The organism is Klebsiella sp. 54, assembly GCF_018223875.1.
GTDB classification, from domain to species: Bacteria; Pseudomonadota; Gammaproteobacteria; order Enterobacterales; family Enterobacteriaceae; genus Klebsiella; species Klebsiella quasipneumoniae.
Window position 1 is genome coordinate 88,737 of sequence record NZ_JAGRRA010000015.1, and the last position, 23,339, is coordinate 112,075.

Annotated in this window: 22 protein-coding genes and 1 pseudogene; 6 read left to right on the forward strand and 17 right to left on the reverse strand. The window is 64.9% G+C overall.

The window, feature by feature from the left end; translation table 11 throughout:
• Positions 1-116: 116 nt before the first annotated feature.
• The 7 genes and pseudogenes from KHQ24_RS23150 to KHQ24_RS23180 form a co-directional block, all read right to left on the reverse strand.
• Entirely contained in the window at positions 117-905 is a 789-nt protein-coding gene (locus tag KHQ24_RS23150; RefSeq protein ID WP_048324560.1) for an ABC transporter ATP-binding protein, read from the reverse strand.
• Complete coding sequence (locus KHQ24_RS23155; RefSeq protein WP_053810247.1) at positions 899-1,894, reverse strand: ABC transporter permease; 996 nt, start codon at positions 1,892-1,894, stop codon at positions 899-901. Before KHQ24_RS23155 ends, KHQ24_RS23150 begins: the two co-directional genes overlap by 7 nt.
• Positions 1,875-2,912 carry an ABC transporter substrate-binding protein gene (locus KHQ24_RS23160; RefSeq protein ID WP_109938549.1) on the reverse strand — a complete coding sequence of 346 codons (1,038 nt, stop codon included), beginning with the start codon at positions 2,910-2,912 and terminating at the stop codon, positions 1,875-1,877. The genes KHQ24_RS23155 and KHQ24_RS23160 overlap by 20 nt, the downstream gene beginning before the upstream one ends.
• Positions 2,909-3,883, reverse strand: coding sequence for an ABC transporter substrate-binding protein (locus KHQ24_RS23165; RefSeq protein WP_032456231.1), 975 nt, complete (start codon positions 3,881-3,883; stop codon positions 2,909-2,911). The genes KHQ24_RS23160 and KHQ24_RS23165 overlap by 4 nt, the downstream gene beginning before the upstream one ends.
• 5 nt (positions 3,884-3,888) lie before the next feature.
• A complete protein-coding gene (locus KHQ24_RS23170; RefSeq protein WP_048295024.1) occupies positions 3,889-5,040 on the reverse strand; it encodes an acyl-CoA dehydrogenase family protein in 1,152 nt (383 codons plus the stop codon).
• Positions 5,027-6,122, reverse strand: a pseudogene (locus KHQ24_RS23175) (LLM class flavin-dependent oxidoreductase). The gene KHQ24_RS23170 and the pseudogene KHQ24_RS23175 overlap by 14 nt, the downstream one beginning before the upstream one ends.
• Before the next feature lie 144 nt (positions 6,123-6,266).
• Positions 6,267-7,160, reverse strand: coding sequence for a LysR family transcriptional regulator (locus KHQ24_RS23180; protein ID WP_017901276.1), 894 nt, complete (start codon positions 7,158-7,160; stop codon positions 6,267-6,269).
• Between the two features lie 106 nt (positions 7,161-7,266).
• Here KHQ24_RS23180 and KHQ24_RS23185 point away from each other — a divergent pair, with 106 nt between their 5' ends.
• Positions 7,267-7,869: a cysteine dioxygenase gene (locus KHQ24_RS23185; protein WP_048295026.1), complete on the forward strand. Its 603-nt coding sequence runs from the start codon at positions 7,267-7,269 to the stop codon at positions 7,867-7,869.
• A 5-nt stretch (positions 7,870-7,874) separates the two neighbouring features.
• On the forward strand, positions 7,875-9,455 hold the full coding sequence (locus KHQ24_RS23190; RefSeq protein ID WP_064177699.1) for a rhodanese homology domain-containing protein: 1,581 nt from the start codon (positions 7,875-7,877) through the stop codon (positions 9,453-9,455).
• 12 nt (positions 9,456-9,467) lie between these two features.
• Here KHQ24_RS23190 and KHQ24_RS23195 read toward each other — a convergent pair whose 3' ends face one another.
• The 8 genes from KHQ24_RS23195 to KHQ24_RS23230 all read right to left on the reverse strand — a co-directional run bounded on the left by KHQ24_RS23195 (position 9,468) and on the right by KHQ24_RS23230 (position 17,829).
• Positions 9,468-10,193 carry a polyphenol oxidase family protein gene (locus KHQ24_RS23195; protein ID WP_048326368.1) on the reverse strand — a complete coding sequence of 242 codons (726 nt, stop codon included), beginning with the start codon at positions 10,191-10,193 and terminating at the stop codon, positions 9,468-9,470.
• Between the two features lie 101 nt (positions 10,194-10,294).
• Positions 10,295-11,491, reverse strand: a complete 1,197-nt coding sequence (gene mhpT / locus KHQ24_RS23200) for a 3-(3-hydroxy-phenyl)propionate transporter MhpT (RefSeq protein WP_004203051.1) — start codon at positions 11,489-11,491, stop codon at positions 10,295-10,297.
• Between the two features lie 71 nt (positions 11,492-11,562).
• The gene (gene mhpE, locus KHQ24_RS23205; protein ID WP_053810242.1) at positions 11,563-12,579 is read right to left on the reverse strand and encodes a 4-hydroxy-2-oxovalerate aldolase; all 1,017 of its coding nucleotides are present in this window, start codon (positions 12,577-12,579) and stop codon (positions 11,563-11,565) included.
• Positions 12,576-13,526, reverse strand: coding sequence for an acetaldehyde dehydrogenase (mhpF, locus tag KHQ24_RS23210; RefSeq protein ID WP_130945818.1), 951 nt, complete (start codon positions 13,524-13,526; stop codon positions 12,576-12,578). Before mhpF ends, mhpE begins: the two co-directional genes overlap by 4 nt.
• Entirely contained in the window at positions 13,519-14,325 is an 807-nt protein-coding gene (gene mhpD / locus KHQ24_RS23215) for a 2-keto-4-pentenoate hydratase (protein ID WP_049092550.1), read from the reverse strand. Before mhpD ends, mhpF begins: the two co-directional genes overlap by 8 nt.
• Before the next feature lie 9 nt (positions 14,326-14,334).
• Complete coding sequence (gene mhpC, locus KHQ24_RS23220) at positions 14,335-15,201, reverse strand: 2-hydroxy-6-oxonona-2,4-dienedioate hydrolase (RefSeq protein WP_053810240.1); 867 nt, start codon at positions 15,199-15,201, stop codon at positions 14,335-14,337.
• Positions 15,202-15,218: 17 nt separating this feature from the next.
• A complete protein-coding gene (mhpB, locus tag KHQ24_RS23225) occupies positions 15,219-16,163 on the reverse strand; it encodes a 2,3-dihydroxyphenylpropionate/2,3-dihydroxicinnamic acid 1,2-dioxygenase (RefSeq protein ID WP_023318525.1) in 945 nt (314 codons plus the stop codon).
• A gap of 1 nt (position 16,164) precedes the next feature.
• Positions 16,165-17,829: a bifunctional 3-(3-hydroxy-phenyl)propionate/3-hydroxycinnamic acid hydroxylase gene (locus tag KHQ24_RS23230; RefSeq protein ID WP_004203057.1), complete on the reverse strand. Its 1,665-nt coding sequence runs from the start codon at positions 17,827-17,829 to the stop codon at positions 16,165-16,167.
• Positions 17,830-18,006: 177 nt separating this feature from the next.
• On the opposite strand from KHQ24_RS23230, the gene KHQ24_RS23235 reads away from it, so the two are divergent.
• The 4 genes from KHQ24_RS23235 (at position 18,007) to KHQ24_RS23250 (ending at position 21,713) form a co-directional block, all read left to right on the forward strand.
• Complete coding sequence (locus KHQ24_RS23235) at positions 18,007-18,819, forward strand: DNA-binding transcriptional regulator (RefSeq protein WP_211777497.1); 813 nt, start codon at positions 18,007-18,009, stop codon at positions 18,817-18,819.
• A gap of 92 nt (positions 18,820-18,911) precedes the next feature.
• A complete protein-coding gene (locus KHQ24_RS23240; RefSeq protein WP_211777498.1) occupies positions 18,912-19,970 on the forward strand; it encodes an ABC transporter substrate-binding protein in 1,059 nt (352 codons plus the stop codon).
• Positions 19,960-20,967 (forward strand): FecCD family ABC transporter permease, encoded by a 1,008-nt coding sequence (locus KHQ24_RS23245; protein ID WP_004203061.1) that lies wholly within the window; start codon positions 19,960-19,962, stop codon positions 20,965-20,967. Before KHQ24_RS23240 ends, KHQ24_RS23245 begins: the two co-directional genes overlap by 11 nt.
• Positions 20,964-21,713 carry an ABC transporter ATP-binding protein gene (locus KHQ24_RS23250; protein ID WP_211777499.1) on the forward strand — a complete coding sequence of 250 codons (750 nt, stop codon included), beginning with the start codon at positions 20,964-20,966 and terminating at the stop codon, positions 21,711-21,713. Before KHQ24_RS23245 ends, KHQ24_RS23250 begins: the two co-directional genes overlap by 4 nt.
• Here the strand turns inward: KHQ24_RS23250 and KHQ24_RS23255 are convergent.
• Entirely contained in the window at positions 21,697-22,440 is a 744-nt protein-coding gene (locus KHQ24_RS23255; RefSeq protein ID WP_064187674.1) for a substrate-binding domain-containing protein, read from the reverse strand. The two genes, KHQ24_RS23250 and KHQ24_RS23255, sit on opposite strands and share 17 nt — an antisense overlap.
• Before the next feature lie 56 nt (positions 22,441-22,496).
• The gene (locus KHQ24_RS23260; RefSeq protein WP_032456243.1) at positions 22,497-23,333 is read right to left on the reverse strand and encodes a shikimate dehydrogenase family protein; all 837 of its coding nucleotides are present in this window, start codon (positions 23,331-23,333) and stop codon (positions 22,497-22,499) included.
• Between the last annotated feature and the right edge of the window lie 6 nt (positions 23,334-23,339).

Sequence of the window (23,339 nt, forward strand, 5' to 3'; positions counted from 1 at the left end):
ACACTGGCGCCGGACGTCGATTGCCGGGCGGCGCTGCGCTTGCACCGGCCTACGGACCTTCCCCTCGAGTTCGTAGGCCCGGTAAGGCGCAGCCGCCACCGGGCATTGCGTTCACCTTACCAGTCCTCCTCCTGGCCGAGGATGCGCAATATATCCTGACGATGCTGCAGCAGCTGCGGGTTATCGCGATGGCGGGGAAAGTCCAGCGGCAGCGCGAATTCGGCGATAATCCGCCCCGGACGCGGCGACATCACCAGCACCCGCTCGCACAGCAGCAGCGCCTCTTCGATATCGTGGGTCACCAGCAGGCTGGTATAACCCTGCTGCTGCCAGAGAGCGATCAGCTCCCGCTGCATACTGATGCGGGTCAGCGAGTCCAGCTTGCCCAGCGGTTCGTCGAGCAGCAGCAGGCGCGGCTCGTTCAACAACGCGCGCGCCAGCGCGGCGCGCTGCGCCATCCCCCCTGACAGCTGCCGCGGCCACGCCTCGCTGAAGGCCTGCAGCCCGATGCGGTCAATCAGCGCGTCGGCCTTGGCTTCCAGCCCCCTTTTGCCCTGCGCCTGCGGGCCCAGCAGTACGTTCTGCCGCACCGTCAGCCACGGATAGAGCGTCGGATCCTGAAACACCAGTATGCGCTCCGGCCCGGGAGCGCCGAGCGGCGCGCCGTCGAACTGCATCTGTCCGCTCTGCGGCGCTTCCAGCCCGGCCAGCAGCCGCAGCAGGGTGGATTTACCGCAGCCGGAAGGACCCAGCAGCGCCACGCTTTCCCCCGGCCGCAGCTGCAGGCTGATATTCTCCAGCACCGGCACCGCCTGTTTGCCGAGCGTAAACGCGTGATGAAGATGGCTTATCGATACCGCCGCGCCGCGCGCTATCGTCTGCGAACCTGATGTCGCGGTTACCATTGCATCCCTCCCCGCTGCCAGCTCAGCAGCTTATCGCGCAGCATAAATAATCCGCTAATCAGGCCGGAGCACAGCAAGGCCATCACCAGCAGCGCGGCGTACATATTGGGATAGGCCGCCCAGCCCTGGGCCCACTGGAGGTAAAAGCCGATCCCCGACTTCACCCCGACCATTTCAGCCACAATCAGCACCGAAAACGACGCGCCAAGCCCCATAAACAGGCCGACAAAGACGTTCGGCAGCGCGGCGGGGATCGCCACCCGCAGGATCAGGAAACGCTGGCTGGCGCCGAGGGTCCGCGCCACGTCGTACCACGCCTTGTCAATGCCAATGACCCCGGACCAGGTCAGCACCGTGACCGGGAACCAGGTGCTCAGCGCAATCAAAAACACGCTGGCGCCGAAGCTTGACGGAAAAATAAACAGGCACAGCGGCAGCAGCGCGGTAGACGGCACCGGCCCCAGCAGGCGTAACACCGGATGAACCCAGTAGCCAATTCGTTGCGACCAGCCAATGGCCAGACCGGTGATGAACCCGCTGCTGGTGCCGAGCAGCACACCGAGCCCCAGCAGCCCCAGGGAGTGCAACAGGCTGTCGAGCAGACGCGGCCAGTCATCATGCAGCACCTCGATCAGCGCCTGCGGCGGCGCGAAAAACGGCACCGGCAGCACGCCGCTCTTGGCGGTCAGCCCTTCCCAGGCAGCGAACAGCACCGGCAGCAGCGCCAGCCACTTGCCGGCATGCCGCACGCGCGCGCCGCGCGCTCGCCAGTAGCGATAGCTCAGCGCCAGCAGCAGCAAGCCGCCGCCGAAGGTGAACTGCGCCAGCGCCCAGCCCTCGCTAAACGGCCAGCGCCGCCCGGCATCGGGCCAGGTCAGAGTAAACAGACCGCCCAGCAGCCACAGCGCGGCGGCCAGCAGCCCTTCTCCCCACAGCGGCGCGCGGACGGTGGGGCGCGCCAGAACCTGCTCAGGCGAAGACGTTGGCATAGATACTCTCCGCAAACTGATGGGGATCGGTGCCCGGTTTGATCACCTGCACCCGCTGCAGGTCGACCGCGTACTGCGTCAGCTCTTTCACGAACGCCTCACCCACCGCGTGGTGGCCGTGCCCCTGCCCGTGCAGAATGCCGCTCACCTCCGCTTCATTGGTATTGAGCGCATGGGCAAGGAAGGATTGCGCCACGCTTTCCGGGTGTTCTGCGGCATAGCTGTGCGCTTCAAGGATCGCCTGAGTGAGCGCCGCGGCGGCCGGTTTATGGTCCCGCGCCAGGCTCCCGCTCACCCCCAGCACGCAGCAGCTGAGGTTGGCATAATCTCCGGTCATATTGCTGGCGACAAGCTGATACTTGCCGGTCTCCAGCAGCCGATAGCTGAACGGCTCGCTGCCGCTGATGGCGGCGATTTCGCGTTTGTCCAGCGCCACGCTGAGCAGATCCGCCGGGTAGACTTTCCACTGCACGTCGCTGATCGGGTCGATACCGTGGCGCTTAAGCAGAATGGCGAAGAAGTTTTTATCCGGCCCGGCCATGTCGGTGACGCCGATGGTTTGTCCCTTCAGGCTCTCGAGGCCGCCGAACGGCGAGTCTTTGGCCGTCAGCAGGTTAAGACAGCCGCCGTGGGTCCCGGCGGTGAGCTTGACGTCAAAGCCCTGCTCCAGCGCCTTCAGCCAGCGCAGCGCCATCCCCACCCCGGCGTCGGCCTTGCCGGTGGCGATCGCCTCCAGCAGCACATCGGTGGAGTTACCGAAGTTAACAAACTCAACGTCGAGGTTATATTTACTGAAAATCTTCTGCTGCTCGGCGACGGCGACCGGCGCGAGGCATACCGCACTTTTATTGATCGCCAGCTTGATCTTGTAGGGCTCTGGCAGGCGCAGCGCCGGATGGGCATCGCCGCTGGCCATCTCCGCCATATCGTGAGCCCACAGCGGCAGAGAGACCCCGGCCAGCGCCAGGCCGCCGCTGAGCTGTAAAAAACGGCGGCGGGAAAAAGCGGTTCGGGTCATGGCGTCACCTCCGCGTGGGCCGCCGCGGCGGGCACGCTAAAGCTGGGGTCAAAGGTCGGCTTCACGTCCAGCCGGGTGCGGATCAGGCCGTTGGCGAGATAAAAGTCCGCCGTCGCCTGCTGCTGGGTCACGGTTTCCTCTGCCAGCGGCTGCCACTGCGACTGGCGGTTGGCAAACTGCGCGCGGGCGATCTCGGCCGGGAAGCGGATGATCTCCCCCAGCGTTTTGCCGTAGCTGTCGAGATTGGCGTAGGCCCAGCGCTCGGCGCCGGCCAGGCGCTGGAGATAATCCTGCAGCGCGGCGCGCTTTTGCGGATCGTTAAGCGCGGAATCCGTTGCCGCAAGGAAGGTATTCCCCGGCAGCAGCCCTTTGCCGCTCACCAGGATCTGCCCCTCGTTGGTCTTCACCATCTGGGTGGTGTAGGGTTCCCAGGTCGCCCAGGCGTCCACCGAACCGTTAAGCAGCGCCACTTTGGCGTCCACCGGGCCGAGGAACACCCACTGCACCTCCTTCGGTGAGATGCCCGCCTGCTCGAGCGCTTTCAGCGCCACGAAATGACCAATCGACCCTTTGCCGGTGGCAATGCGCTTGCCTTTTAACCCGGCGGCGGTTTTTATCGCGCTGCCGGGGGAAACCAGCACTGCGGTCCCCGCCGGGTTGCTTTTGTCCACGGCAATCGCTTTCACCGGCGCGCCGTTAGCCAGGGCGAAGAGCAGCGGCGCATCGCCGATGATCCCCGCGTCCACGGCGCCCGCGTTAAGGGCTTCCGCCAGCGGTGCGGCGGCCGGGAACTCGGCCCACTTAATGTCATAGGGGAGGTTTTGCAGGGCGTTGGCCGCCTCCAGCTGCGAACGCATGCCGCCTTTTTGATCGGCAATGCGCAGGGTAAGCCGCTCCTGCGCCGTCGCGTAACCGCCCAGCGCCAGCAGCATCAGCGCTGCCGCCACCCGGCCTGAGAATGATAGACGCATCGTGATTATCCTTGTGATTGAAAGACGAAGTGGCCGGCTGCCAGCCAGGCGCTGTCGCTCTGCGGGGTATGCACCCGGCCGCAGAGCACATTGCGGTAGTGGCGTTCCAGCGGGTTCTGTCGGCTGAGGCCATGATTGCCGGTCAGCTCGAGCGCGATATTCACCGCCTGAATGGCGTTGTCGGTAATAGTGACTTTCGCCAGATTGGCCTCGATGGCGGAAAAGCGCAGCGCGGCGGCCTGCTCCAGCAGGCTGCGGTTCACCAGCAGCAGCCCGGCGATCTGCCCGACCTTCTCCTGCACCCGCGGCAGGCGGGAAAGCGGATGGCCGAGGCCCGCGGGCACCCGCCCCGTCAGCCACCTCACCAGCCAGTGGTGAGCGGCGCGGGCGATGCTGTCATAGATCGCCGCCAGCAGCGCCGTCTGCCGGTTGGCGAACAGGCGCAACGGTTCCGCCTGGGCAGAGGGTGGTGCATCGACAGGCCAGACATCCACCGCGTGCTCTGCCGCCACCCGCACGTGGCGAAAAATCACCTCATGGCTGCCGGTGGCCCGCATCCCGGCGTGATCCCAGCTTTTCACCACGCTAATCCCGGCGCTGTCGCCAGGCACCAGCCAGGTGCCCACCCGCGGCGGGTTATCATCGCTTCTCGCCCATACCGCCAGCCAGCGTAGCCCTTCAATGCCGGTGGTATAGATTTTATGACCGTTGATGTCCCAGCCGTCCGCGCAGCGGCTCGCCACGGTGTCCGGCAGGCCGCCGCGCGCCGGGGAACCCAGCTCCGGCTCAACGCGCAGGCTGTTGATCAGGCCACCGCGTTCGACGGCGTCGTGAAAAACCTGCTGGCGCAGCGGCGCGTGCCAGGCGTCGTTTTCCGCCAGCCGCAAATGGTGCAGATACTGCATGCAGACGATCAGCGCCGTCGCCGGCTCACCCCAGGCGATGGCGGCGATGGCCTGCTGCAGCTGGGCCAGGCTGGCGCCCGCGCCGCCGTAAGCACGCGGCACGGCGAGGCTTAACCAGCCCCCCGCGCGCAGGTGGTCGATATTGCGCCAGGGAAAGTCGCCGCTGGCGTCGAGGCTGGCCGCCTGCTCCGCCATCTGTTGGCGTACCGCCGTCAGCTGCTGCGCCCAGTCGTCGCGCTCAGGATGGATCACGATGCGCGCTCCGCCACCGCACGCCGCGCGGCTTTTTCCCGAGCGATCGGCAACAGCGCCCGGCCGTAGTCTGCCGCATCGTTCAGCGGGTCGAATCCGCGGATCAGGAAGTTGCGCACCCCGAGGTCGTAGTAATCGAGCAGCGCATCGGCCACCTGCTCCGGAGTACCCACCAGGGCGGTTGAGTTATGCCCGCCGCCCACCAGCTGGGCGATGCCGGTCCACAGGCGTTTGTCCACCACTCTGCCCTGCGCGGCGGTGGCCCGCAGCCGCTGGGCGCCGATGCTGTCCGGTTTGGCCTTGAAACCGCCCCCGCGCTGCGCCGCCTGCTCGGTGGCGACATGCAGGATATGCTCGGCTTTCTCCCAGGCCTCGGCTTCGCTGTCGGCGATAATCGGCCGGAACGAGACGCTGAAACCGATGTCACGCTGGTGTTTCGCCGCTTCGGCGCGCACGCGCTGGATGGTCTCGCCGGTTTGCGCCAGCGACTCGCCCCACAGGGCGAAGACGTCGGCGTGTTTGCCGGCGACGGCGATGGCCGCTGCCGACGAACCGCCGAAGTAGATGGGAAGATGCGGCTTTTGCAGCGGACGAATAGCTGACCAGGCCTGTTCGGCCTGATAAAAATCGTTGTGAATATCGACAGGCTGCTCGCTGGTCCACACCTGGCGCACCACGTCGAGGAAGGCGTCGGTGCGGGCATAGCGCTGGTCGTGGTCGAGGTAATCGCCGTCCCGGCGCTGCTCGGCGTCATTGCCGCCGCTGATGATATGCACCGCCAGCCGGCCCCCCAGCAGATGCTCAAGGGTGGCGAATTTGCGGGCGGCGAGGATCGGCGAGACAAAACCGGGGCGATGGGCCAGCAGGTACTGAATTTTCTGCGTCGACAGTCCGGCCAGGGCGGTTACCAGAAAGCCGTCGGGTTGATCGGACCAGTGCCCCACCAGCAGGCGATCGAACCCGGCGGCTTCATGGGTTTGCGCGAAGCGAACAATATAGTCGCGGTCAAAGATCGGCCCCACCGGGGCAATCGTTTCGGAAGAGAGGCGGTGGCCAATCATGCCAAGAAACTGAATGCTCATGAACAACTCCTTGCGTCAGGGTAATGGAGTGGCCGCGACGGCGGCGCTGGTCATTACCCTATACAGAGTGTGTTAATGAACAAAATGCATTTTTATCATATCTTAATATGCAAGGCTTGCATTAATAGAAAATGAGTAGTGTTTTCAGTCGGATACTGTCAGCTGCTGCACCACTTTGCTGGCGAAAAAGATCAGCGGCGACTGCAGGTTGGCCAGATACTGAGCGTGGATCAGCCACAGCGACACCGCAGGCTGAAAATCGCTGAGGTTGACGACCTCGATCTCGTCCCGCCACGGGCTGGCCGCCAGCGCCGCCCGCGGCACCAGACCCAGCCCCAGTCCCTGCGCCACCAGCGCCATCTGCAGCTGGGCGCCCGCGCTCTCGACGTTAAGCTTCAGGCGCAGGCCCTGGCTTTGCAGCTCGCGGATGAGCCCGGCGCGCAGGCCACAGCCATCGGGGTTAAGGATCCAGCCCTGTTCGACGCACTCCCGCAGCGACGACGCCCGCAGATTCAGCCGCCGGGCGGCAATCGGCACCACCTCCAGGGGGCACAGCAGACGCCCGCTGTAGCCCTCGGCGAGGGTCTGCTGGGCGGGGCCCATCGCCAGCATCCCGTCCAGTTCGCCGTTTTCCAGCCGGCGCTGCAGCTCTCCGCTCCAGCCGCAGGTGACCTGCGGGGACAGTGCGGAAAACTGCTGGCTCAGCGCCGCCAGCGCCGCCGGCAGCGCGATCTCGCTGATACTCTGCGGTACGCCGAGACGCAGCGCGCCGCGCGGCTCGCCTTGCGGATCCAACAGGCTGTAGAGCTTTTTCGTCTCGCGCTTAATGCTCAGGCACTGCTCGTACACCCGCTGACCGGCGGCGGTCAGGGTCAGCGGGCGGGTCTGACGCGCTAACAGCGTGACGTTCAGCTCCTGCTCCAGACGCTGCAGGCGCCGGGTGATCGCCGACTGGGTGATCCCCAGATAATCCGCCGCCTGATTGAGGGAAGAAAACTGCACTGTGGCCAGCAGAGCGTCAATATCGTCGATGCGCATAGGATCCTTATGTGAAATTTGCATATTAATATATGCGTAAATTGCATTTAAATAATATTAACGCCTCTGTTAGCGTTTTGACCAGTCCCTCTGACAGGAAGCGCACATGACTGCACCACGACTGGAAAAATTACGCCATTTTATTCATGAGGTTGACCGTCTGCACCGGGAACACCACTCGACCGCGCCGCTGCTTGACGCCGTGGCGCAGCGGCTGGCGGCGCTGGTGCGTCACGACGACTGGCTGCCGGAAGAGTACACCCTGCCGCACCCACACCATTACCAGCAGTATCTGCTGCATGCCGACTCCGGGGAGCGCTTCTCGATCGTCAGCTTCGTCTGGGGGCCGGGGCAGGCGACGCCGATCCATGACCACCGGGTGTGGGGGGCCATTGGGATGTTGCGCGGCGCGGAGGAAAATCAACGCTACAAGCTGGATGCCGATGGCATACCGCGCGCGCTGGGCGCCGCCACGCTTCTGCAGGCAGGTCAGGTGGAGAAAGTCTCCGCTGACGATGGCGACATTCATCGCGTCAGCAATGCGCTGGCGGATCGCGTCTCCATCAGCATACATGTTTACGGCGGCAACATCGGCGCGGTGAAGCGCGCAGTGTATACCCCGGAAGGCCAGCAAAAACCGTTTATATCCGGCTACTCCAACCGCCATTTACCCAATATCTGGGATTCCTCCCGCGAACACCAAGGATAACCATTATGTCCACTTACGCTTATCGCCAGGCCGCCGGGATCCGTCAGGCGCTGCTCGACCGTCGTGAACTGGCGCTGATCGACGTCCGTGAAGAGGCCGATTTCGCCACCGCTCATCCACTGTTTGCCGTCAATCTGCCGCTCAGCAAACTGGAGCTGGAGGTCCGCCGGCGGATACCGCGCTTCACCACCCCGATCACCGTCTACGACAACGGCGAAGGGCTGGCGGAGATCGCCGTCGAACGGCTGCGGACCTGGGGCTATCAGGATGTGGCCCTGCTGGCCGAGGGTCTCGCCGGCTGGCGCCGCAGCGGCGGCGAGCTGTTTCAGGACGTCAACTCTGCCAGTAAAGCTTTTGGCGAGCTGGTGGAAAGCGTGCGTCACACGCCGTCGCTCAGCGCCCAGGAGGTTCAGGCGCTCATCGACAGACGACAGGAGGTGGTGATCGTCGACGCCCGGCGCTTCGATGAGTACCAGACCATGAGCATCCCCGGCAGCATCAGCGTGCCCGGCGGCGAGCTGGTCCTGCGGGTGGAGAGCCTGACGCCCTCCCCGCAGACGCCGATCATCGTCAACTGCGCCGGACGCACCCGCAGCATCATCGGCACCCAGTCGCTGATCAACGCCGGGGTGCCGAACCCGGTCCATGCCCTGCGCAATGGCACTATCGGCTGGACGTTGGCCGGTCAGACGCTGGCGCACCAGCAGCAGCGGCAATACGACCCCTCCGCCCGCGCCTCCGGCGTCCGGGCCGCCGAGGCGGCGCATCTCGCCGAACGGGCCGGGGTGGCAGTCATCGATGAAGCGACGCTACAACGCTGGCGGCAGCAGAGCGACCGCACCACCTTCCTGTTTGATGTCCGCAGCCCCGAGGAGTACGCGGCGGGCCACTATCCTGGCAGCCTGAGCGCGCCAGGCGGCCAGCTGGTGCAGGAGACCGATCACTTCGCCAGCGTGCGGGGAGCGCGGATAGTGTTACTGGATGACGATGGCGTCCGGGCGGCGATGACCGGCTCGTGGCTGGCGCAGATGGGCTGGGAGACGGCGCGGCTGAGCGCGCTGTCTCCCAGCCAGCTGAGCGAGCGCGGGGTGCCGGCCGCCGAAGTGCCCCCCGCCCCGCCGGCGGAGGAGATAAGCCCGGCGCAGCTGGCGCAACAGCTGGAGGAGCCCGGGACGGTGGTGCTCGATTTCACTACCAGCGCCAACTTTGTCGCCCGCCATATCCCCGGCGCGTGGTGGCTGACGCGCTCGCAGCTGCGCCAGGCCCTGGAAGCGATCCCTCCCGCGCAACGTTACGTGGTGACCTGCGGCAGCAGCCTGCTGGCCCGCTACGCGGTGCCCGAGGTGGCGGCCTTAACCGGTAAGCCGGTACAGGTATTGCGCGGCGGGACGCTGGCGTGGATCGCCGCCGGTCTGCCGCTGGCCCATGGCGACGACGGCCTCGCCGTCGAGCGCCGGGACCGCTATCGCCGTCCCTATGAAGGGACCGATAATTCCGCAGAGGCCATGCAGGCCTATCTGGAGTGGGAGTACGGCCTGGTGGATCAGCTGGCCCGCGACGGCACCCACGGTTTTCGGGTGATCTAACGCCAGCGCGCCTCAGGCCTGACGCATGATCCACGAGTACTGAAAGCTCTTCGGCGCCGGAAAATGGGTCCGGCGCCGGTAGGAGCCCAGCGATTGCGGCGTGCAATAGGTGCAGCTCCCCAGCCATTCAACGCTCGCCGGCGCCACCCCCGCCTCTGTGAAGATCGCTTCAGCGAAAGCGCGCAGATCAAACCACAGATTATCGCTGCCGCGCGCTGCGGCTTTAAGCGGATCGCTGACCGGGGCCGAACGGGAATGGAACAGCCGCTGGCGGTGCCGGGCCACCCGGTCACCGCCGGGCTGGTCGAGCAGTTGCTGATAAAATCCGGCGGAGACTTCGTAACAGCAAGGGTGAATATGCGGCCCCACGGCGATGACCAGATCGGTCAGCGCCACCCCCTGTTGGCGAAAAGTCGCCAGACTGTTGTCGACAATGCCGCTGGCCAGCCCCTGCCAGCCGGCATGGACGCTGCAGACGAAGCGACCGTCGCGCGAGGCGATCAGTATCGGCAGGCAGTCGGCGGTCACCACCCCCACCTTTTGCCCGGCCACGGCGGTAAACACCGCGTCGGCGTGCGGCCGCGTCGGCAGCGGCTGCTGATAGTGATGCACCTCATTGCCATGGACCAGCTTCACCGGGGCCAATTCGGCATAGGGAAAAGCGGCGGTTTCGTGGACATCGAGAAACGCGTGGCGGATGCCAGGGATAGCGTCGAGCAAGCGGGAGCGGTAAGCCATAGAGACGATAAACGACAGGGAATGATGTCTTACCTTAGGCCAGGACATGCGGAGAGGCAAGGCGGCGGCCCGGCATTTTTCCGCCAGACCGCCGGACAGCATCAGACCATGGCCGCGCGCTGCTGGCGATGCATCAGCCAGAACACCGCCACGCCGGCCAGCACGATGCCCGGCGCTGAGGCTGCCATCACCCCGACGGTGCCGGTGCCGAGGGCCAGCATCTTGCCGGCCAGCAAAGGGCCGCTCATCGCCCCGAGGCGGCCCACCGCCACGGCGGTGCCGACCCCGGTAGCGCGGATCGCCGCGGGATAGAAGAGCGGCGCCAGCGCGTAGAGCACGCTCTGGCCGCCGGTGGCGAACAGCCCGGCCACAAACCCCGCCAGCAGCATCCCGCTCAGCGTCGACGCACTGCCCAGCGCCAGCAGCGATGCCAGAATGCCGCTGTATATCAGCAGCGACATGCGCAGCGGAGTAAGCTTATCCATCAGCGCGCCCAGCAGCAAAGTGCCGCAGGCGGCGCCGATCTGCAGAGAGAACATCACCCCCGCCGCCTGGCTGGCGCTGAACCCCTGGCCCACCAGCAGCATCGGCAGCCAGTTGATGAGCATATAGACCACCAGCAGGGTGAAGAAATAGCCCAGCCACAGCAGCAGCGTGGCGGCAGCATGTCCCGGGGCAAACAGGGTGCGCAGCGGTACGCTGGTCTCCACGCGCTGAAACGCCTGCGACTCCGGCAGCCAGCGCATCAACAGCGGGATCAGCAGCAGCGGGACCACGCCGCCAATCCAGAAGATGGTCTGCCAGGCCGCGGCGAGGCCAGAGAACCCCAGCGCCGCCGCCAGCGCGGCGCCAATGGGCACGCCGCAGTACATCAGGCTCACCGCCCGGCCGCGAAAGCGTGGGCCAGCGGCTTCCGAGGTTAAGGCAATCAGGTTCGGCAATGCCGCCCCCAGCCCGACGCCGGTGAGCAGGCGCGCCAGCAGCAGCGTCGGGAAGCTCCAGGCCACCGCGGTGGCCAGCGAGAACAGGCCAAACAACAGCACCGAGCTCAGCAGGATGCGTTTGCGCCCGTGGCGGTCCGCCAGCATGCCGCCCACCAGCGCGCCGGGCAGCAAGCCGAGGATCCCGGCGCTGAAGATCCAGCCCATCTGCATTTTATCCAGCGCAAAGGCCTGCGCCATGCCGACGGCGGCGATCCCCGCCGCCTGCAGATCCAGCCCCTCCATCAGGGCCACCATAAAACAGAGCCCGATGGTGACCATCAGGCGCGAGGAGTTTGCGGTCGTTATCTTGGTCATAGGGTACCTTGGCGATAGCCGGACAAGCGGATCAGGTGATGGGCGGCTGATGCGTGGTCAGCCGCGCGTTGTTATTTTTGGCGGTTAAGCAGATCCAGCGCGACGTCGACGATCATATCCTCCTGGCCGCCGACCATCCGCCGTTTGCCCAGCTCGACGAGAATATCCACCGCGCTGAGGCCATAGCGCGCCGCCGCCGCTTCGCTGTGGCGCAGGAAGCTGGAGTAGACCCCGGCGTAGCCCAGCGCCAGCGTTTCGCGGTCGACGCGCACCGGGCGGTCCTGCAGCGGCCGCACCAGCTCGTCGGCGGCGTTCATCAGCGCATAGAGATCGGTGCCATGTTGCCAGCCGAGCTTGTCGGCGGCGGCAATAAACACCTCCAGCGGCGCATTGCCCGCCCCCGCCCCCATCCCGGCCAGGCTAGCGTCTATGCGATCGCAGCCCTCTTCCACCGCGACGATAGAGTTGGCCACCCCGAGGCTCAGGTTATGGTGGGCATGCATCCCGGTGGCGGTCTCCGGCTTCAGCACCGCCTTCAGCGCGCGGAAGCGGTCGCGAATGTCGTTCATGGTCATCGCCCCGCCGGAATCCACCACGTAGATGCAGGTCGCCCCATAGGATTCCATCTTCAGCGCCTGCTGCGCCAGCGCCTGCGGGGAGATCATATGGCTCATCATCAGAAAACCGACGGTGTCCATTCCCAGCTCGCGGGCAAAGGCAATATGCTGCGCCGCGACGTCCGCTTCGCTGCAGTGGGTGGCGACCCGCACCACCCGCGCCCCGGCCTGATACGCGGCTTTCAGGTCGTGCAGCGTGCCGATGCCCGGCAGCAGCAAGGTGGCGATTTTCGCCTGGCTGACCACCGCCGCCGCTGCTTCAATCCAGGCGATATCACTGTGGGCGCCAAAGCCGTAGTTGAAGCTGGATCCCTGCAGCCCATCGCCGTGGGCCACTTCGATGGAGTCGACCCCCGCCTTATCCAGCGCGCCGGCAATCTGCTGCACCTGCGCCAGGGAATACTGGTGACGAATGGCGTGCATGCCATCGCGCAGCGTCACGTCCGAGATATAAAGTTTTTTACCGTTCATGCTGTCGCTCCCGCCGCGCTGTTCATTGCCCCGGCCATTTGCTCCGCCGTCGCCAGCGCCGCCGAGGTCATAATATCGAGGTTGCCGGCGTACGCCGGCAGATAGTGCGCCGCCCCTTCCACTTCGAGGTAAACCGCGGTTTTCAGGCCGGAAAAACGGCCCACGCCGGGGAGGTTGACCGGCTTATCCTCGGGGATAACCTCAAACTGCACCTGCTGCTTCAGCCGGTAGCCAGGGACGTAAGCCTGCACCGCCGCCGCCATCTCGGCGATCGAGGCGGCAATCGCCTCCTGGGACGCCATCTCGCTCAGCACATACACGGTATCGCGCATCATCAGCGGCGGCTCCGCCGGGTTGAGCACGATAATCGCCTTGCCCTTGCCCGCGCCGCCGACTTTTTCAATCGCCTGCGAGGTGGTTTCGGTGAATTCGTCGATATTCGCCCGCGTGCCCGGCCCGGCGGATTGACTGGCGATGGAGGCCACGATCTCCGCGTAATGTACTTTCGCCACCCGCGAGACCGCGGCGACCATCGGGATGGTCGCCTGGCCGCCGCAGGTCACCATATTGACGTTGCCCTGGTGGAGGTTGGCCGCGAGGTTGACCACCGGCACGCAGTATGGGCCAATCGCCGCCGGCGTCAGGTCGATGACGCGGATCCCCGGCTTCGCTTCGCGCAGCGCGGCATCGTTTTTGACGTGCGCCCCGGCGCTGGTGGCGTCGAAGACGAAGTCGATATCGGCAAACTCCGCCATCTGCATCAGGCCGCCCACCCCTTCGTGGGTGGTCGCTACCCCCATGCGCCGGGCGCGGGCCAGACCATCCGACTGCGGGTCGATGCCGACCATCACCGCCATCTCCAGATGCTGGCCGTGGCGCAGAATTTTAATCATTAAATCGGTGCCGATATTTCCGGAGCCGATAATGGCGACTTTACGTTTACGCATCACGATGTCCTTCTCCGGCGGCGACGAAGCGTGCCGCGACTGAGCCAATACCTTCGATATGGGCGACAAAGCTGTCCCCCTCGTTAATCGCCACCATCGGGCCTAGCGCCCCGGTGAGCACGATATCCCCCGCCCGCAGCGGTTCGCCGAGGCTGGCCATCTTGCGCGCCAGCCAGACCGCGGCGTTCAGCGGATGCCCCAGGCACTCGCTGCCCCGGCCGCTGGAGACCAGCTCCTGGTTGCGGGTCATCCGCATGGCGCACTGCTTCAGATCCAGCCCCGCCGGGCGCTGCGCCGGGCCGCCGATGACGTACAGGCCGCAGGAGGCGTTATCGGCGACGGTGTCGACAAAGCCGATTGACCAGTCGCGAATCCGGCTGCCCACCACCTCCAGCGCCGGCAGCACCCATTCGATGGCGTTATACAGTTCATCAAAAGTGGTATCGGCATGGGGCAGATCATGTTTCAGCACCAGGGCGATCTCGGCCTCCACCTTCGGCTGCAGCACGCGGCCAAACGGCACGTCGGCGTTGTCGCCGTAGCACATGTCGGCAAACAGGGTGCCGAAATCCGGCTGGTTGACCCCCAGCTGCTGCTGCACTTTGGGATGGGTCAGGCCTACCTTGCGGCCCACTACCCGCCGGCCATGGGCCACGTGGTGCTGAACGTTCAGACGCTGGATGGCGTAGGCGGCGTCGGCGTTGTCGACGCCGAGGATATCGCGCAGCGGGGCGATCGCCTGGCCGGTCCGTTCGGCGTCGCGCAGCTGCTGCGCCAGCGCGTCAAGAGAAAAAGTCATCATCACTCCTTAGGCTCGTGCGAGGAAATTGAGCACCAGCTGATTAAAACTGTCGGCATGTTCCCACTGCGCCCAGTGGCCGCAGTCGCGGTAAATATGCAGCTCAGAGCCGGCGATCCCGGCGAGCAGGCGCAGCCCGGCGTCCATCGGCACGAAGCGGTCGTTGCGTCCCCAGACGATCAGAGTTGGCGCAGCGATCTCGCCCAGCCGCGGACCAAAGTCAGGGAACTGCTTCGGGTTGGCTTCGAGGCTTTTAACGAAGTTGTCCAGATGGTCGCGGCGCGACAGCATATTGTTCAGCCGCGCCTCGAACAGCGCGTCAGTGAGGTCGCGGGTGTCAAAGACGAAAATGCTCATCATCTTCTTCAGGTTTTCAATGGTCGGCTCGCGGTACAGGGCGTTCAGCAGCTTGATGCCCTCCGTCGGCATCGGCGTGAACAGGCTCATGCCGCCGGTCCCCCCGCCCATCAGCACCAGCTTAGCCACCCGCTCCGGCCAGCTCAGGGTGAAGGCCACTGCGCTGTGGCCGCCCATCGAGTTGCCCAGCAGATGGACTTTATCGATCCCCAGCTGATCGACCACGCTTTTCAAAATGCGGGCGTTGAGATCCGAACGCGAGCCGCTGTTGACGATCGAATCGCTCTTCCCCCACCCCGGACAGTCGAGGAGCAGCACGCGATAGCCCGCCTCGACCAGCGGGTCAATATTGCGGCTGAAGTTGGCCCAGCCGGTAGCCCCCGGCCCGGAGCCGTGGAGCATCACCACGGTCTCTTTCCCGTCGCCGCAGTCATTGATATGGATACGCAGCGTGCGGCCCCCTTCGTCGACGTTGAGGAATCGGCTGGTGGCGGCTTCGGTTTGCGGTTGATAGCTCATGTTAGTCTCCCGGTTAATCAAATCTCGGTGGTGGCGCTCAGCGAGCCGAATCCGGCGATCCACTCGGGGATCGGCCGGTAATAGCGGCCTTCGCTACGCCAGCGGCCAAAAGCGGATAGCGCGGCAAAGGCGGCCACCCAGGTCTTAATTTCGTGCGTCGATTTGCCGGCCATCGCCGACAGCTCGTCGTTGCCGATCGCGTCCAGTTCGCTCAGCCGCCCCTGCTCCAGCAGGCTCATAAAGCGGTTGTCCCACACCGGATTGAGGGGATGGAGCGAGCGCGGGTCCTCGGTAAACCGGCGGGCGGCGCTGATCACCCGCTGCTGGCGCAGCTCGCGTTCGTCCGGCGGCAGCTGTTTGCCGCTGCCGAGCAGGCGGTCGCGCAGATGGGCGTCGGCCTTCGCCAGCTCCGGCACAGGCGGCTGGTGCGACAGCCCGCCAGAGCCGAGGATCAGCACCCGCTTATTGAGGGTGTTGAGGAAGCGGCCCATCGCCTCGCCAAGCTGCCGGGTGCGTTGAAAGCCCGGTAGCGGCGCGGCGACGCCGTTAATAAACACCGGCAGCACCGGCAGGCGATCCAGCCCACCCAGCAAAAACTCCAGCGGCTGGGCGAAGCCATGGTCCACCTGCATGTTGTACGACACCGCCAGGTCGATACCGCTGTTGAGCACGGCGTGAGCGCAGGCTTCTGCCAGCTCGGTGGGCACCGGCAGGTCGCCGGCGGCGCTGGCGAAGTCGCCGATGGCGGTGGCGCCGACGCCGAGGCAGAACGGCGGCATCACGTCATAGAAAAAACCGTTGTAGTGATCGGGGGCGAAGAGCACCACCAGTTCGGGATCGAATTCAGCGATCCGCCGCCGGGCGTCGGCAATCACCCCGTTGACCTCATCAAGGACCGCCTGCTCCGGGTCAACGAATCCCACCAGCGGGGTGTGCGACAGACAGTGCAGATAGGCATGCATATCAGGCCACCTTCTCTTCAGCGTGGGCGGTATCCCCGGCTGCGAGGGTCATTTTTTCCGCCAGGGCGGTCAGCTGCGCGCCGAGGGTTTGCGGGATAGCGAGGGCGGCGACAAAGCGGTCCGGCCTGACCACAGCGATGGCGGTGTGATGTTGCGCAAACCAGCTCTTCAGTCGGTTTTGCTTATCCCCCACCCGCAGCGTGCCCGGAGCGTTATCCTGCTCGCGGTGGATCTGCACCTCCGGCACCACCTGAATAAAGCGCACCCCTATCGCGCGCCAGCGAGCGATCTGCCCGGCGTCGAGCCCCCACTGCGGGTTGCAGCCCCAGCCGATAATGGCGAAATTCGCCCCGATAACCTCGTCGAGCAGGAGGCTCTCGCCATTCTCCAGCGTCACCTGCGGTTGAATAAACATTTTGCCCACCGGCGAAGATTTATCTGCGCCATCGGTCAGCAGCGCCCCCTCGCGATACTGCGGCATCGGCTTAAAGCGCATTTCGAGGAAGTAACGTTTCACCGGCGGCAGGTAGTTCAGCAGCCACGAGAGGCCATCGCGCACGGCCCCCTGCCAGCGCTTCGGCGGCGCCAGCACGTGGCCGGCGGTCACCGACAGGTCAATCATCGCCTTCGCGTGGTCGCGACGCTCCTGCTGGTAGCTGTCAAGCAGCGCCTCTCCCGCTTTGCCGTTGACCACCAGCGCCAGCTTCCACGCCAGGTTGAAGGCGTCGCGCATGCCACTGTTGTATCCCTGGCCCTGCCAGACCGGCATGATGTGCGCGGCGTCGCCGGCCAGCAGCACCCGGTCAATGCGAAAGCGCTCGGCAAGGCGCGCGTTATGGGTGTAGACCCGCTGGCGGATCAGTTCGACGCGATCCGGGTCCGGTAGCACTTTGCTCAGCAGGCGGCGCATATTGTGCGGCTCGCTGAGCTGGGCTTCGGTTTCCCCGGGCATCACCATAAATTCAAAGCGGCGCACGCCGTGTGGCAGCGCAGCGGAAACATAGGGCCGCACCGGGTCGCAGCACAGATAGACGTGCGGGGTGGCCAGCGGGTCGTTGGCAATATCGATGACGATCCACTGATTCGGCGCGGTCTTGCCTTCAAAGGGGACGTTCAGCGTACGGCGAATAAAGCTGGCGCCGCCGTCGCAGGCCACCAGCCAGTCCGCGCGCACCGTCTCCCGCTCGCCGTCCGGCCCTTTGATATTTAACGTGACACTGTCACTGTTCTGACTAAAGGCTTCCACCTCGCGGGAGAAGAGGCAACGGACCTGTGGGAAACGCTGCAGGCCGTGATACATCACCGCATCCACCTGCGGCTGGATAAAGGCGTTGCGCCGCGACCAGCCAAACTCATCGGTCATCGGCTGGATGTCGGCAAAGCAGCGGCCCTTCGGGGTCAGAAAGCGCATGGCGTGCCACGGCGTGGTGTGCGGCAGCACGTCATCCACCAGCCCCACCGCCTGCATCGCCCGCAGCGATTCATCGTCAATACCGATGGCCCGCGGGTAATCGATCAGTTTGTCGAGTTTTTCCACCAGCAGCACGCTGATGCCCATCTGGCCAAGGTAGTTGGCCATCATCAGGCCTACCGGACCGGCGCCGGCGATGGCGACCTGGGCGGTATGCTGCACGGCGGGTTGAATATCGGGTGTAGATGTTGTCATTCTCAGCGACCTCACGACTCGGAAACGGCCAGACCGGCAGGCCATTTGTTAATCATGTGTAAACGTATTTTTATAATGGGCTGAGTATAGGGCGGGGGTTTTCGGCTACAATCAAAACATCATCGAATGTGCACCAGGTGCACAGCGCTGTTTATAAAGCGTTTTCAGGAGGGTTTGATGCATGACGATGGGTCCACAGCGTACAAAACGGTGCGCGGATTAAGCCGGGGTTTATTGTTATTAAAATTGTTAAATAAATTCGACGGCGGCGCGACGCCGGGCCAGCTGGCGGAGTTTAGCGGCCTGCATCGCACCACCGTGCGCCGGCTGCTGGAGACGCTGCAGGAGGAGGGTTTTGTCCGCCGCAGCCGCTCCGATGACAGCTTTCGTCTGACCATTAACGTCCGCCAGCTGAGCGACGGATTTCGTGACGAACATTGGATTTCTGCCCTCGCCACGCCGCTGCTCGGCGAGCTGCTGCGCGAAGTACAGTGGCCGACGGACATCACCACCCTCGACGTCGACGCCATGGTGGTGCGCGAAACCACCCACCGTTTCAGTCGGCTGTCGTTTCACCGGGCGATGGTCGGACGGCGACTGCCGCTGCTGCTCACCGCCTCCGGTCTGACGTGGCTGGCCTTTGCTCCCGACGCGGAGCGCGACGCCATTCTCAGCATGCTGGCAGCCCGTCCGGAAGCGGAGTATCAGCTGGCCCGCGAACCGGAACGGCTGGCGGCGATCCTCGCCCGCACCCGCCAGAACGGCTATGGAGAAAACTTCCGCGGCTGGCGGCAGGAGGAGAAAATCGCCTCTATCGCCGTGCCGGTCTGCAGCCAGCAGCGGGTCATCGGCTGCCTCAACCTGGTCTATATCGCCAGCGCCATGACCATTGAGCAGGCGGCGCAAAAGCATCTCTCTACGCTGCAGAGGGTGGCGGGCCAGATAGAGGCGCGCATGGAGGATCAAGAAGTGTGGTACGAAATGCCTTGATCGTAGTGAGGGTAAACGCGATCAACCATTGCGCCCGGCGTCGTTATATAATTTAATACACAACGAATTTTTCACGCCATTCGGGCCAGATCATGCCAAAACACCCCTTACTGCTGGGCCTGACGCTGCTCAGCGCCAGCCTGTTCACCGGTCAGGCCTTCGCCGACCGCACTGTCACCGACCAGCTGGGTCGCCAGGTCACCCTCCCCAACCACGTCACCCGCGTCGTGGTTCTGCAGCATCAGACGCTCAACCTGCTGGTGCAACTGCATGCCGCTGAGGATATCGTCGGCGTCTTAAGCAGCTGGCAGAAACAGCTCGGGCCGCAGTTCGCCCGCTTTATGCCCGAGATCGGGCAACTGGCGACCCCGGGCGATCTCACTCAGGTCAATATTGAAAGCCTGCTGGCGCTGCGTCCGCAGGTGGTTTTCGTCGCCAACTATGCGCCGCCGGCGATGATCGCGCAGATCCAACAGGCCGGGATCCCGGTGGTGGCCATTTCGCTGCGCCAGGATGCCGCTGGGGAAAAAAGTAAAATGAACCCCACCATGGCTGACGAGGAGCAGGCCTATAACGCCGGACTGGTAGAGGGGATCCGCCTTATCGGCGAGGTCGTCGAACGCCAGCCCGAGGCCGAGGCGCTGATTCACTACACCTTTGAGGCGCGTAAGCAAGCCAATGCGCCGGTGGCCGATATTCCCCAGAACCAGCGGGTGCGGGTGTATATGGCCAACCCCGATCTGAATACCTACGGCGCCGGCAAATACACCGGTCTGATGATGGCGCACGCCGGGGCGCTGAACGTGGCGGCCGCCAGCGTAACAGGCGCCCGTCAGGTGTCGCTGGAGCAGGTGCTGGCGTGGAACCCGCAGGTGATCTTCGTCCAGGACCGTTATCCGCAGGTGGTCAAACAGATAGAGAACGACCCGCAGTGGCAGGCGATCGATGCGGTGAAACATCACCGCGTGTGGCTGATGCCGGAGTACGCCAAAGCTTGGGGTTACCCGATGCCGGAGGCCCTGGCGCTGGGCGAGCTGTGGATGGCGAAAAAACTCTACCCTTCGCGTTACCAGAACATCGATGTGGACAGTCAAGCCAGGGATTACTATCAACGCTTTTACCGCGTAGCGTGGACGCCAGATGCCCGCTAACCACCGTCCCTGGCTGTTGCAGGGCAGCCTGGCGCTGGCGACGCTGGCGATCGCAGTCGCCTCTCTCTGTTTCGGCCAGTTCCCGTTAAGCCTGAGCGCCGTTGGCCACACCCTGATCCATCTCCCACCAGGCGAAGGGGTGATCGGACAGATCGTCTGGTCGGTTCGCCTGCCGCGCGTGGTCATAGCTTTGCTGGCCGGGGGCGCGCTGGGGCTGTGCGGCGCTACCTTACAGGGCGTGTTCCAGAACCCGCTGGTCGACCCGCACATCATCGGAGTGACCTCTGGCTCCGCCTTCGGCGGCACGCTGGCGATCCTGTTGGGCGTCGGCGGCCTGCTGATGATGGCCTCGACCTTTTTCTTTGGCCTCGTCGCGCTGGGGCTGATTTACGCCCTCGCCGCCCTGCAGGGGCGGGACAGCACGCTGGGGCTGATTCTGTCCGGGATCATCCTCAGCGGCTTCTTCGCCGCGCTGGTCAGCCTGATGCAGTACCTCGCCGACAGCGAAGAGACGTTACCGAACATTGTCTTCTGGCTGCTCGGCAGCTTCGCAACCGCCAGCTGGCATAAGGTACTGCTCATGATCCTGCCCATGGCGGTGGCCGCCGGGGTGTTGTGGAAGCTGCGCTGGCGAATCAATCTGTTGGCGCTGGAGGAGCGCGATGCCCGCAGTCTTGGCGTTCCGGTGGCCGCGCTGCGTCGCGCCGTGCTGGTCTGCTGCGCGGTGCTGGTGGCAGCGCAAGTGGCGGTCAGCGGCAGCATCGCCTGGATGGGACTGGTGGTCCCGCACCTCGCCCGTCTGCTGGTGGGCGCCGACCATCGTCGCCTGCTGCCCGCCGCCTTCTGGCTCGGCGCCGCCCTGATGCTGGTGGTGGACGATATGGCGCGCACGCTGACGCAGGCGGAGATCCCGATCGGGATCATCACAGCCCTGCTCGGCGCGCCGCTGTTTACCTTGTTGCTGGTGCAATCCCGACGCCGGAATACGCTCCAATGAACCGCTCATTGTCGCTGGAAGCGCTACGTTACGGCCACCGTCAGCCGCTCTTCGCCCCGCTCACGCTGGCCTGCCGTCCCGGCGAGATCTGGGCGGTGCTGGGCGCCAATGGCCGGGGAAAAAGTACTCTGCTGGATACCCTGACCGGCGTGCTGCCGCCGCTGAGCGGCCGGGCGCAGTGCGAGGGCGGCGTCGCCCTGGTTCCGCAGTCGTTTCGTCCCGCTTTCCGCTGGCGAGTGAGCGATGTGGTGCTGATGGGCCGCGCCCGGCACGTGGATCTCTTTGCCCAGCCGGACGAGGAGGATGCCCGGAGGGTTGAGCAGGCGCTGGCGCAGCTGGGGATTGCCGCCCTGGCCGGGGATGACTTCGACGCGCTCTCCGGCGGCCAGCAGCAGCTGGTGCTGATTGCCCGCGCGCTGGTCAGCGCCAGTCAGAATATCCTGCTGGATGAGCCCTGCTCGGCGCTGGATCTCGGTAACCAGCAGGTGGTGCTCCAGCTGATCGACGACCTCGCTCACCGCCAGACGCGCACCGTCCTGTTCACCACTCATGATCCGAATCATGCGCTACAGGTGGCCAGCCATACGCTGCTGCTTCTGCCGGAGGGCCAGTGGCTGGCGGGCGAGACTGCCGAAGTGCTGAGCGAAACGCACCTCCGGCAAGCATACGGCCTGCCAGTACGTCTGATCTACTATCCCGCGTCCGCGTCCCCTCTGCTGGCGCCGGGGTTTACTCTGCGTCGCTGAACGGCATAAAACCCGCCTGCCGGAGATACCCCTGGCCAACGTCGCCGAGGATAAAGCGATACAGGGCCAGCGCGGCGGGATCGGCACTGAGGCGCGCCAACTGGTAATCGCAGCGAATATTCCACGCTGCCGGGATGGTCAGGGTACGCAGATCGTCGCAGGAGGCCAGCGCGGGGGCATAGTGCGCGTAGCCGATAAACAGATCCGCCAGATTCTGGCGAATGAGCCACGCGCCGGCTATCTCTCCCGGCGGCACGCTCAGTGAGTCTCTGCCGCCGACCAGCGGCTGCGCCCGCCCGGCCATCGCGTTGCCCAACCCAGGACAGCGCGCCTCGATTCGGGCAAACAGTTGCCAGGTGTAATCTCCTGACGGATCGCAGCCCGGCGTGGAGGTCGCCAGCCGCAGGCGGGGCGTGCTGAGCAGCGCCAGCCAGTCCAGGCCATCGTTGTCTCGCGACCGCCTGGCGGTCAGCATCAGCTGATTGCCGGCAAATCCCTGGCATTCCTGCGCCAGACCCGCCTGGAGCAGCGCCTGCGGGTGCGCCGCGTTGGCGGAAGCAAAAACCGCGCACGGGGTCCCGGCCTCGATCCGCTCGCGCAGCAGGCCGGCAGGGCCAAACTGCGCATCGACCGCCAGGCCAGTCTGCTGCTGAAAGTACGCCACCAGCGGCAGAAAAGCGCTTTTCAGGCTTCCCGCCGCCAGCAGCGTGAGAGGAGTGGACATTATAGATCGTCGCTATAAACCGGATAATATAGCGCTATATTACCCGGTTTGCCGCCACGTCAGTAGCGAATTTCCGCCAGCGCCCGGAGCTGTTCAGGGGTGGCTACCGGCAGGTCGAAAAAGCGCAGATAGGCGGGGATCATTTCAAACAGCATGTCGGTCCCGCGCTGGATGGGGCACTGTCGCGCCTGGGCGGCCCTCAGCAGCGGGGTATACTCCTGGGTCATCACCACCTCCCCCACCCAGGTGCCAGGCGCCAGACGGTCCACGTCCAGCGGCAGCGGATCGCTGACCTTCATCCCCAGCGGCGTGGCGTTAACCACCAGCTCGTGTCCGGCCGGATCGCGCTGCATCAGGGTGATATCGAGCTGCGGATAGTGCTGATGCAGCCGTCCGGCGAGAGCGTGCGCCACCTCCGGTCGGGTATCGTACAGGGTCAGAGCGCTAACCCCTGCCGCCGCGAGAGAGGCGGCGATAGCCGACCCCACTCCGCCGTTGCCGACCACCAGCGCCCGCGTCCCCTCAGGATGAAATCCTTTGCGGCGCAGGCCCAGCACAAAGCCGTCACCATCGAACATGTCCCCGGAGAGGCTGCCGTCCGCCTCGCGACGGATGGCGTTACAGGCGCCGGCGATAGCCGCCGTCGGGCTCAGGCGCTGCACCAGCTCGCAGGTGGCGATTTTATGCGGCATCGTCACCAGCGCGCCGATGATATTGGTCATCGTAAACAGCGGCGGAATAAACGCGGCATAGTCCTCCGGTTTGACCCCCATCGGCACCACCTTCACGTCCACCTGCTGGTCGACAAACCACGGGTTGTAGATCATCGGCGCCTTAAAACTGGCGGTCGGATAGCCAAGATGCGCTATCAGCCGCGTATTCCCACTAATCACCATGCCTTG